The organism is Sporofaciens sp. JLR.KK001, assembly GCF_036941055.1.
In the GTDB taxonomy this organism is placed as follows: Bacteria; Bacillota; Clostridia; order Lachnospirales; family Lachnospiraceae; genus Sporofaciens.
Genome location: NZ_JAYMNO010000001.1, coordinates 1,723,516 through 1,735,299, shown reverse-complemented (window position 1 = coordinate 1,735,299; position 11,784 = coordinate 1,723,516). Strand labels below are relative to the sequence as shown.

Genomic DNA, 11,784 nt, shown 5'->3' with positions numbered 1-11,784 from the left:
ATCTGCTTACAGACATTCTCTGACGCATTTCAGCGCTTCAGCCACCACCTGGTGCATGTCGTAATAGCGGTACATGCCCAGGCGGCCGCCGAAGATCACATGTTCTTCTTTCTCGGCCAGTTCCCGGTACTTCCCATACAAAGCATTATTCTTCTCATCATTCATGGGATAATACGGTTCTTCCCCTTTCTTCCACGCCGCCGGATACTCTCTTGTGACCACCGTCCGCGGATTCACTTCGGCGCCTGTATTCCCATATCCGCCCTGGCATCCATACTCAAAATGCTTATGCTCAATAATCCTGGTATACGGAACCTCGTATTCCGTATAATTTACCACTGCATTTCCCTGATAATTCTCTATAGGCATAATCTCTGTCTCGAATCTCAGGCTCCGGTATTCCAGTTCGCCATAGCAATATTCGTAGTAAGCGTCGATCATTCCGGTGAACACGATATCTTCTGCCTCTGACGCCAGGCTATCCCTGTCCTCAAAGAAATCCGTACCAAGGCGCACTTCGATTCCGGCAAGCATCTTCTCGATCATCTGGGTATAGCCCCCCACCGGAATCCCCTGGTACTTGTCGTTAAAGTAATTATTATCATACACGAACCGAACCGGAAGCCGCCGGATAATGAAGCTTGGAAGCTCCGTTGCCCGCTTGCCCCACTGCTTCTCCGTATAGCCCTTCACCAGCTTCTCGTAGATATCCCGGCCCACCAGGGAGATCGCCTGTTCCTCCAGATTCTCAGGCTCCGCAATCCCGGCCTCCCTGATCTGCCGCTCAATGATCTCCTTCGCTTCCTGGGGCGTCTTAACTCCCCACATCTTGCTGAATGTGTTCATATTAAAGGGCAGATTATATAATTCATCCTTATATCTCGCCACCGGACTGTTGGTATAGCGGTTGAATTCCGCAAACTGCTGCACATAATCCCACACCTCCTTATCTGATGTATGGAAGATATGCGCGCCGTACTGATGTACCTGGATCCCTTCTATCTCTTTCGTGTATATGTTCCCGCCTACGTGATCACGCCGGTCGATCACCAATACCTTCTTTCCCGCTCTGTGTGCCTCATATGCAAAAATCGCACCGAATAAACCTGCTCCTACTACTAAATAATCGTATCTCATCTTATTCTTCCTTCCCTGCTTTTTATACTCAGACGCCGTCCTGCCATCTGACCTTACTTCCCTTCTCCGTTCTTGTCACTACAAGTTTGCGCTCGATCTGCTCTTTTAATTCATTTACATGAGAAATGATCCCCACTAGCCTCTGTTCATCCGCAAGCTCGTTAAGCACACGGATCGCCTGTTCCCTTGCCCCGTCATCCAGAGAGCCGAACCCTTCGTCCACAAACATCGTATCAAGCCGGATTGCCCCCGCCGTATTCTGAACGATATCCGCCAGCCCAAGCGCCATAGACAGCGACGCCATGAAGGATTCCCCTCCAGAGAGGGTCTTCACATCCCTGACCGAATCACTTGCCATATGATAAATATCCAGATCTAATCCTGCCTGCCCCTGGCTCCCAAGATCCTTCACCTCGCGGCACTTTAGAATAAACTCTCCGGATGTCATCTGGACCAGCCGCTTGTTGGCCGCACGGATGATCTGCTTAAAATACTGTCTCTGTACATACGTCTCAAAATCCATCTTCACCGAGCCGCTTAAGGCTCCGTTGGCAGTCCGGCTTAAGTTTCCTACCATCTCATACTGCTCCTTAAGCTCCCCGTTCTTCTCCAGATATCGCTTCAGATTATCCAGGGCCTCCTGGTTCTTCTGATTCATACCGCAGAACCGCAGATATTCATCCTGTTTCTCCTTCTGTATTAGAACCGCTTCCGTAAGCTCTTCTTCCAGTTCATTCAGATCAGCCCTCTCTTTTCCCGATAGCTGTTCTGCAAGCGACTGTCTTCTCCCGGATATCTCATTCGCCTGCATATGATGATCATGAATCTCTCCATCAAGCCTCTCCATCTCTTCGGCCTGAAGCTTCCCGTCCTGATACGCAGTCTCCGTGCCGAATCCCTGCCCCTTTAACGCTTCCTCATAGGCCGACTGCCTGTCCTTCGCCTCTGTCTCCTGATGCTTAAGCGTCTCTATACTGCTGCTTTTGTGTCCTTCAAGCTGCTGCTGCCTCCTGACAGCTTCCCGCTCCTCCTGCTCCGCCTGCCCGCAGCCAGACCTGGCCGTCTTAAGAAGCTCCACAAGCTCCTTCTGGCGCATTTTTGCCTGTCTCATAGATGTTAGCGGAAGATTCTCACTCTTAATCTTAAGCTCCGATTCCAGACGCTTCTCTTCCAGAAGTATATCGGCATATTCTGTCTCAAGCTGCTTATATTCCCGCTCCCGGCTCTGAAGCTCTTCTCTGAGCTTCTGCCCGTTTTCAACCGCCTGCCGTAAAAGCTCTGCTTCCCGTTGGACAATGATAAGCTCCTCCTGCTGCTTCGCTGATATCTGCTCGTTCTTGGCTATGTACTCCTGTATCAGCGCCTTCATCTTCTCATATCCGGCAATCATATCCTTCTCTGTGGTTATCTCCCTGACTCCCACTGCCTCATGCACATCGGCCGTTCCAAGTATCCGTTCATACTCTTGTATGAATGCTTCTTGCTTCGCCCGGCACCTGGCCGCCTGCTCCCGGACTGCCATACCAGACTGCTCCCGCTTTGCTTCTGCCTGTTCCCGCCTCTTCTTCGCCTTCTCCACATCCTGCTGGGTAACAGCTTCCTTAGACAGGCTGCAGACAGATGGATGTTCACAGGAGCCGCACACGGGACATGGCATGCCCGGCTCTAACCGGCTTGCAAGGATTCCCGCCTGTTCTGCCAGAAATGCCCGGTACTTCTCTTCATAATCCTGGAATGCTTTCTGGTAAGCGATCTGATCCCGCTCTGCCTGCTTCTTCCTGCCCCGCCTGTCCTGTTCTTCCTGATAGAGCATTTCCCACTGATCCTTCAAGCCACTAAGCTCTCTGCACTTAAGACTCTGATACTCTTCCTTAAGCTTCAGCTTCTCAAGCCTTCCAGGACTCTCCCCATATACTTTCTGCGTCCTTTCAAATTCCTCCAGCTGAATCCTCATATCATCCAGAGCCTTCTTATGCTTCTCAAGCTCCCCCTTCCTTAATTCCTGTTTCTTCTTCTCTTCATCATAATAGTTCTTAAGCTGTTCGACCTCCGCATATCTCGGCAGCGCATCCTGGATCCTGATAAGTTCCGCCTTGCATTCTTTCTCCTGCTTTGTCAGTTCTTCCTCCCTCTGCACTCTGATTTCCCGGAGTTCTCTCACCTGTATCTCAGAAGCAGATAATTGTTCTGTAAGCTCTTCGATACTTCTCTTACTTCTCTCTACTGCTTCCTCCGCCTGCAAAAGGCCCGTCTCGAAAACTCTGACCTTCTCCGCACGCTTCGCCTCTTCAAGCCTCTTCTCCTTCTCTTCTATCTCTGGCTTCTTCCTAAGAAGTGTCTTTTCCTGCTCCTTCACCCGCTCCAGTGCTTCAAACAGCCGGTTCCTGGCTTCCCCTTCGCTCTTCCTTCTGTTCAGCTCATCAATTCTCTTCTGAAATGCATCTGCCTCCGATCTCTTCTCTCTTTGAAGTGCATTTCCCTCCTTAAGCATCCTTCCAAGCATCCCAACTGCTTCTTCGTAAGGAATCACCGGATATGTCCGATACTCCTCCCACTGCTTCCTGGCAGATTCGTCTCCGATATATTCAACGCGGTCCATCTCCCGCCTTGCATCCTTCTGGTTGTCCTCCAGCGCCCCATACAGCCTTCCCGCACGCTGTTTCAATTCCTCCTGAACACGATAGTACAATCGGGTCTGGAAGATCTTCGTGAAGATCTTCTTGCGCTCTCTGGATTCCGCGTGGAGAAGCCTCAGGAAATCTCCCTGAGCGATCATAGCGATCTGGGTAAACTGAGACGCATCCATCCCCATGATCTCTGCAATCTTCTGATCCGTCTCCCGCTTCTTCCCCCTGTATGTGCTTCCGTCCGGCAAGATCAGCTCTACCCCGGAGGATTCCTTCACGTATCTGGGAGACCCGTCTGCATAGCGTCTCTTCCCCAGGCGCAGATATTCCGGATTGCGCCGGACGGTATAACTCTTCTCTCTATAAGAGAATGTATACTCCACATAGGTATCCACATCCTCCGCCGCGTACTGGCTACGCATCATGTTACCGTCTCTCTTCCCGCCGCTGGTCTGGTCATACAAGGCATAAATGATCGCATCAAATAACGTCGTCTTACCTGCGCCCGTATCTCCGGTGATCAAGAACAACCCCTGCTGTACGGCGGTAAAATCAATGACTGTCTTGTCCGCGTAGGATCCGAATGCCGACATCTCTAATCTGACTGGTTTCATGCTTACACCTCCTTAGCCGTCAAGAATACTTTCAAAAACTCCCAGCATCACATCCCGCTCCTTCTCATCCAGTTCCCTGCCCTGCATCTCCTGATAGAATTCCGCAAAATTCTCGATCGGATCCTTCAGGCCTGGCTCCTCGTCCAGTTCCTTAAGCTTCTGTCTGGTTCTCTTATTATCCACACGCACCTCCAAGATGTGTGTAAATACCTTCTGAAGCTGCTCTTTTGGTTTATAAGGATCCACATCGTCCGTAAGTGTTATGCTCACATAATCATCCCGCTCTTTTTCTTCCGCCTGACTTAGGATATCTGCAAGGTTTCCTACCTTCTTCTTCACGTCCCGAAGCGGATGTATGGGCAGAAGTTCCACCTTGGGGGCGGATCCCTTCTCGCCAAGAGTCACCACTGTAAGGCTCTTCTCATGCCGATATTCACTTATCGAATATTTCAGAAGAGTTCCGCAGTAGCGGATATACGGCAGATTGTCTATAGATACATCGGCACTCTGCCGGCTCCTTATATCCTGCGGTCCGTGAAGATGCCCCAATGCAGCATAATCAAATCCTGCCGCCGCGCTTACGTCCACGTTCTCAATTCCTCCCACAGAAAAAACTTCCGAATCACAGGTCGCAGGACTGTCTCCGCCTCCGGCTTCCCCTGTATAAAACTGATGCGACACCAGCACATTCCTTCGATTCTCATAATCGATCTCTTCCCGTCCAAGTATACCTGCCACCGCATCGGTATAAGTCTGCGGTGCTTCATCCCGGAACACATTTCTCACATGGGAAGGCTTCAAGAACGGCATAAGATAGAAGTCCACTTCTCCGTATTCATCCTCCAGGGTAACCTTCTTAAGATATTCTGTCTCGTCTCTCGGCGCCGTTCCCGCCAGATAGATCTGATGTCTCTTAAGAATCGCAGACGCATACTCCAGCCGCTCAGCAGAATCATGATTCCCGCTGATGATCAGAATCGGAATTGCTGGTGTGATCACCGAAAGACGTGTCAGGAACTCATCAAACACCGTGACTGCCTCTGCCGAAGGAACAGAACGGTCATAGATGTCCCCCGCGATCACAACTGCATCCGGACGGATCGAACCGGCATACTCCGCCACCTGCATAAGGACTGCCTCCTGATCTTCTCTTAAGTTATAATGGTGGAGCTGCTTGCCTATATGTAAGTCAGACAGATGGAAAAATTTCATAAAAAGCTTCCTTTCTATTTACTTCTAAAATAATTTTACCTATAATCATCTTATGTAAGTATATCGTTTCCGGACAGACTATGCAAGGAGGGAAAACTGTAAATGCAGATCTATCATTTGATGAATAAGGAGCAGGCACTTCTATCATTCTACATTACAGAAGAATATGGCGAAAAAACTGCATATCAGGATGAACGCTTTGTACATCCCTCACTTCTGCCGGTCGGCTTCACAGACATCCAGAGCTGGCTGAACCAGCGGAATATCGCAAAGCACAAGACGCACCTTAGAAGATGGCTGAAAGAATGGCAGATAGATGATCTGGAAGGCTTTATCCAGATCACACACGGATTATCCCTAAACGACTGTTTCTGGATCCGGGCAGAGGACTCCAAGCTTCACTGGCAAGAAATAAATCTATACACCAATGATTTCAGTGATATTGTTTCCCGGACCGCTTTCGAAACCGGACTGCACGGTCTGAAGCTCTCTTCCACATCACCGGAATTCACGTCTGAAGGAAGCTTCGAAAAATGCTGGATTCGTGAGCCGGACGGAATCTACCTGTATAAAAAGGGAAGCAGCGGGTTCGCTAACAGCGGACTGGAGCCTTATTCTGAATACTACGCTTCCCAGATCGCCCGGGTCCTATGCCGCGAAAGTGTAGATTACGATCTGATAAAATATAAAGGTGCACTCGTCTCAAAATGCAGGATGTTTACCTCAGAAAAAGAAGGATTTGTGCCCTTCTATAAATACACACCAGACAAGAGTACGGTACGTTACCGTGAAGTCATTGAATTCTGCGAAAGATACCATTGCGCAGACGATTTCAAGAATATGATCGTTCTGGACAGTATTATCTGGAATCAGGACAGACACCTGGGAAACTTCGGATTTATTGTAGATAATGAGACACAGAAGATACTAAGATTTGTGCCCGTATTCGACCACAATATGTCTCTGCTCTCCAGAGCTATGAAGCAGGATCTATGGGACGGATTCGAACGATATATAAGGGACCTGGACCCTGGACATAAATTAGGCGGGGATTTTCTTCCGGTAGGCGCCAGCATGATCACGGATGATCTGATCGATAAGTTAGAGAGTTTCAGACAATTTGAACTGATACCTCACGAAAAATATAATCTGCCAGGTTCACGGCTTCGCTTCCTCAATGAACTGATCCAGAAGCAGGCCGAGAATTTGTTAAAAATAAAAAGGAGAAACATATGCTAAGAGATATCAACCTGAATGAAGTATCAGATGGGAAATTATATGGGATCAACGATATGGCCCGGGCAGACTGCAACGGCTGCAAGGGCTGTTCTTCCTGCTGCCAGGGCATGGGCCATTCCATCATCTTAGACCCGTTGGATATATGCCGCCTTACATATGGGCTTCATAAGACTTTTGAAGAATTATTGGATCAATCCGTCGAGTTGAATGTAGTGGACGGCATTATACTTCCCAATCTTAAGATGACGGGAGATAAAGAGACATGTGCATTTCTCATAAGCGACAGGTGCAGTATCCATGAACTTCGGCCCGGATTCTGCCGGATCTTTCCCCTTGGACGCTTCTATGAGAACCGTTCCTTCCGGTATTTTCTCCAGGTACATGAATGCCCGGCTCCCGCAAAGAGCAAGGTCAAGATCCGCAAATGGATCGACACACCGGATGTCAAGCGTTATGAACAGTATATTATTGATTGGCACTACTATCTGAAGGATCTGCAGGAATATGCTATGGATTTCAGCCATGGAGAGCAAATACAGAAGATCAGTATGTATATCCTGCGGCAGTTTTATCTGCTGCCTTTTAACGAGAACGGGGATTTCTATCAAGAATTCTATGAAAGGCTTGCGGCAGCAAAGGGATTTACTGACAACATCTTATGATATGGGGGGCAAAAGGCTTTTTGACCCCCATGAAACTATACTTCTTCAATCACACACGTATGTCTGTGCTTATTCTTTGAAGCGTCTTTTTCGTAAGAGATACCAACCAACAATATCCGCCCGCCATAGCCGCTTAACGCAGATGGGTAGCTTCTCTCTTTGATCTGGTCGATCGCACCCTTCGCCGACTGCTTCCATTTCAGTTCAACAACCAACGCGGGCATAGGCGACGCTTTCTTTGGCAGATATACAATATCGGCATAGCCTTCCCCGGCCGGCAGTTCTTCAAACTTAATATAATGATCTCTGTAACTGAAATAAGCCAGCTTGATAACACTGCGAAGCGCCTGCTCATCATTGTAAAAGAGTATTGCAGATTCCTCCATATGGATCTTCTGGACCTGCGCAGCCACGGCGTCCGCATCTTTATGGACCGTATCATAGATCAACTGCTCGCTTTCTTGAACACGCCGGATCGTATCATCACGTTTCACTTCACGAATTGCCCTGGCGAACTCCAACCGGATTTCTTCATTTGGAATACGTACCTTCCCTGTCTCTTCATCATAAGCAAGATAGCCAAGATGAATCAACAACGTAAGTACATCATCCTGATTTTGAAAAGTAGACAGATCATTTGCGAAACCATTCGTATCCACCGGAACACTGATACCGCCCAGCAATTTCGCAATCGTTACTGATAAACCGTCAAAATCCAGACTAATATATCCCATCAGACTTTTCGCAGCAGAAGTCTCTGTCCAATAGGAATGAAATTTATTGCTGCGGATCGCTTTCATAACTGAATTCGGATTATAAACATATCCTGCCTCATCAAGCACATAACCATCATACCATCTCTTCATTCCCTCAAAATCCCGATGATATTCATTGCATAAGCTTTCTACTTCCTCCTCGGTAAATCCCACATATCGGGCATATTCCATCGGACTGACCATCGAAAATTCATGGAAATCCGAGATTGCCGACTGTGAACCATCCTTCTTAATAGGTAAAATCCCCGTCATATACGCCGCCGCAAATATCCTTGCCGTAGTACCGCTGCTTTTAAACAACGTACGCAGGAATGCCAGATATTGACTGGCTACTTCCGGCGTCTCCCGGATAGGAGCGTCCCATTCATCTATGATCGCAATAAATTTATTCCCGGTCAATTCCACTGCGTTGATCAGCGTTGTGGAGAAGGATTCATCTGTCTTAAGCTGGGGATATACAGTCAAGAGCTCTTCTGTTACCTTACGTTTGATAAAGGAAATAACCCCTTCCTGGCCGGCCTCACCCATGATATTCGTAATATCAAGATAAATCACGTCAAATTCATTAAGATATGTTTCATAGCCTTCACTATGACTCTGAGCTATCTCGAGATCTTCAAACAACTTGGAAGAATCACATGTCCTGTCATAATACGCACACAACATCTGCGCCGCAAAAGATTTGCCGAACCTTCGGGGCCTGCTGATGCAGGTAAGTCTCCGGGGTGTATTGATGGTCTGATTGACCAGGCCGATCAGACCGCTTTTGTCCACATAGATATCATTCCTGATTCCGTCAAATCCCTGATTACCGGGATTAAGATAGGTTCCCATGCATTTCCTCCCCTTCATTCATATCATTACTCAGCAGCCGCCGTGCCTCCGTCGCAATCCACATCCGCCCGCCGTTTAAAGCCACATACTCAAGCTTCATCCGGGCGCTCTCCTTCTCCCCCAACCCCAGGTAAATCTGTGCTTCTTTGAACGCATATCCCACACACATCCAGGTATGCGATACCGTCCCGTTCAGTTCGATCCTCTTCTGCAGGAATTCTGCCGCTGCTTGATAATCCTTGTTCTCAAGCGCCCTGGTAAGATTATTCCCCGCACAGAGCATCTCAAAAAACTTCTGATCCCTCTTCCCTCTGATACTATGGCGAAATGCTTCCTCCAGCCCTCTCACCTGCTCTCCCATCCCCCGCCTGAAATACTGGTCCGACAACAGGATATAATAATTGGCACGGAAAGCCCCCTTAATTCTATGAACATTGATCTCCTGAAGCGTCCTCCATGCACGTTCATAATCTCCCTGGGAATGCTGTGCCAGCGCCAGGTTCGCAAGCAGCCTGTCCTTGAATACCAGGCGGCTCTGTCCGCTGATACATGCCTCGTATAGGTATGGATCACATTCTTTCGTGAGGATTGAATGAAGCCTAACGGCGGCAAACCGCATAACAAGGGCGCCGATCACCACGATCAATATATAGACAATACCGATGCTGATATTCGTAAGAAATAAAACCCCTCTGCCAAACGCCATCAGCAAATAGTAAGATTCTATCCGTAACGTCATGTAAAAAAGATAGACAGCGGCAAGGACAATGATCCCCACTCCAATCCCTTGCTGTATATATATCTGTGTTTTTCTTCTCTTTACCTCCAACTCCATCTGGAAATACCTCCTCCTGATTCTTAGACCAATAGATTTACATATCCTCATACTAACACAATCCTGTAAATCTGAAAAGAATTTTTCAATGTTTACACCCAGGCAAAAAATGTCTATAATGAAGATATCATTACAGGATATAACTTGGGAGGTAACGCATGGGAAAACGATTCAATGTGGATGGACTCTGCTATCCGGATGAACATTATATGGTAAATATCGATAACCGTCTGGAACAGATTCAGACATTAATTGATGACGGGAAGTATTTCGTTATGAACCGGGCAAGGCAATATGGCAAGACGACCACCCTTCATATGCTGGCGCAAAGATTCTCTTCTGTATATCAGATCTTTTCCATCAGCTTTGAAGGGCTGGGGAGTTCCTCATACAAGGACGAATGGTCGTTCTGCCGCAAAGTATACGGACTGCTCTATGATGTGATCTATTACGGGGAAACCAGTGAAGTTTCAGATGTGATTCAAACAGAATGTTATCGCATGAGCCTTAATGATGCAAGACCGGATCTTCGCACTCTTTCCAACTTCTTCTCATTGATCTGCAAAGAATCCGAAAAACCTGTCATTTTCATTATTGATGAGGTTGACCAGGCCTCAAATCAGGAGGTTTTTCTAGATTTTCTTGGAATGCTGCGGGATAAGTATATGAAACGAAGAAGTCGGCCAACCTTCCGTTCCGTGATTCTTGCAGGTGTATATGATATCAAAAATTTGAAACTAAAGATAAAAAAAGGTAAAGAATCTATATACAATAGTCCGTGGAACATTGCTGCAAAATTTACAGTAGATATGAATTTTTCTCCAAAGGATATCGCCGGGATGCTGACTGAATATAAGGATGACAGGAACGCGATCATGGATATAGACGCTATTGCACAGTTAATCTACGATTATACAGGAGGATATCCTTTTCTGGTATCCCGTATTTGTCAATTAGCTGAGGAAGCTACTGTAGAGTCATCTGGGCAATCTGTATCTTCTGCCACGCGCTTAAATGAAGCACCCGACAACAGATATTACAAATGGACGAACGATACTATCTTGGATGCAGTAAAACAACTCCTGAACGAACAGAATACTCTGTTTGACGATATGGGGAAGAAACTCTCTGATTCAAGAGAACTGGATAACATCATTCGCCTGATCCTGTTCAACGGGAAAAAGATTCCGTACAGCCCGGATGAGCATGCAATAAATCTGGGAACGATGTTTGGTTATTTGAAAAACGAAGACGGGCTTGTTGCAGTGTCCAATCGTATCTTTGAAACACGGTTATACAACCGCTATCTCTCAGAGGATATAGCAGAAAATAAGCTGGCAGATACCGCAAGTTTTGACAGAAATCAATTTACATCCGGCGGTATTTTGAACATGGATCTGGTAATGAAGAAATTCATGATTCATTTTACAGAGATTTATGGAGACAGTGATGTATCTTTTCTGGAGGAACATGGACGGCGCATTTTTTTGACATATTTAAAACCAATTATTAATGGCGTGGGAAATTACTATATTGAGGCCCGCACCAGAGATCTGCGCCGGACAGATGTAGTGATCGACTACCTTGGACAACAACAGGTGGTTGAAATGAAGATCTGGCATGGAGAAGAGTATAATCGGCGCGGAGAATTGCAACTGGTAAGATATCTGGATGACTATGCCTTGGATAAAGGTTATCTCTTAAGCTTCAACTTTAACAAAAATAAAAAGACAGGGATGAAAGAGATTCATTGTAATGGTAAAACAATCCTAGAAGTTGTAGTATAAGAGTGTGAAAATACCCGTATTTTTCATTGGGATGCAGATAAACTGTCTGCATCCCAGTCTT

8 protein-coding genes are annotated in these 11,784 nt (G+C 47.0%); 3 read left to right on the top strand and 5 right to left on the bottom strand.

The window, feature by feature from the left end:
* Window positions 1-6 precede the first annotated feature (6 nt).
* Genes glf through VSQ62_RS09190 form a run of 3 tightly spaced genes read right to left on the bottom strand, consistent with a single transcriptional unit; the run spans window position 7 to window position 5,590 of the window.
* Window positions 7-1,137 (bottom strand): UDP-galactopyranose mutase, encoded by a 1,131-nt coding sequence (gene glf, locus VSQ62_RS09200; RefSeq protein ID WP_334634480.1) that lies wholly within the window; start codon window positions 1,135-1,137, stop codon window positions 7-9.
* Between the two features lie 28 nt (window positions 1,138-1,165).
* Window positions 1,166-4,378, bottom strand: coding sequence for an SbcC/MukB-like Walker B domain-containing protein (locus VSQ62_RS09195; RefSeq protein WP_334634478.1), 3,213 nt, complete (start codon window positions 4,376-4,378; stop codon window positions 1,166-1,168).
* 12 nt (window positions 4,379-4,390) lie between these two features.
* The gene (locus VSQ62_RS09190) at window positions 4,391-5,590 is read right to left on the bottom strand and encodes an exonuclease SbcCD subunit D (protein ID WP_334634477.1); all 1,200 of its coding nucleotides are present in this window, start codon (window positions 5,588-5,590) and stop codon (window positions 4,391-4,393) included.
* Between the two features lie 102 nt (window positions 5,591-5,692).
* Here VSQ62_RS09190 and VSQ62_RS09185 point away from each other — a divergent pair, with 102 nt between their 5' ends.
* Both VSQ62_RS09185 and VSQ62_RS09180 read left to right on the top strand, forming a co-directional pair.
* Window positions 5,693-6,829, top strand: coding sequence for a HipA domain-containing protein (locus VSQ62_RS09185; protein ID WP_334634475.1), 1,137 nt, complete (start codon window positions 5,693-5,695; stop codon window positions 6,827-6,829).
* Entirely contained in the window at window positions 6,823-7,491 is a 669-nt protein-coding gene (locus VSQ62_RS09180) for a YkgJ family cysteine cluster protein (RefSeq protein ID WP_334634473.1), read from the top strand. The genes VSQ62_RS09185 and VSQ62_RS09180 overlap by 7 nt, the downstream gene beginning before the upstream one ends.
* Window positions 7,492-7,526: 35 nt before the next feature.
* On the opposite strand, the gene VSQ62_RS09175 is transcribed toward VSQ62_RS09180, so the two are convergent.
* Both VSQ62_RS09175 and VSQ62_RS09170 read right to left on the bottom strand, forming a co-directional pair.
* Window positions 7,527-9,101 (bottom strand): AAA family ATPase, encoded by a 1,575-nt coding sequence (locus VSQ62_RS09175; RefSeq protein WP_334634471.1) that lies wholly within the window; start codon window positions 9,099-9,101, stop codon window positions 7,527-7,529.
* Window positions 9,085-9,936, bottom strand: coding sequence for a tetratricopeptide repeat protein (locus VSQ62_RS09170; RefSeq protein ID WP_334634470.1), 852 nt, complete (start codon window positions 9,934-9,936; stop codon window positions 9,085-9,087). The genes VSQ62_RS09175 and VSQ62_RS09170 overlap by 17 nt, the downstream gene beginning before the upstream one ends.
* A 158-nt stretch (window positions 9,937-10,094) precedes the next feature.
* On the opposite strand from VSQ62_RS09170, the gene VSQ62_RS09165 reads away from it, so the two are divergent.
* The gene (locus VSQ62_RS09165) at window positions 10,095-11,723 is read left to right on the top strand and encodes an AAA family ATPase (RefSeq protein ID WP_334634468.1); all 1,629 of its coding nucleotides are present in this window, start codon (window positions 10,095-10,097) and stop codon (window positions 11,721-11,723) included.
* Window positions 11,724-11,784: the final 61 nt, after the last annotated feature.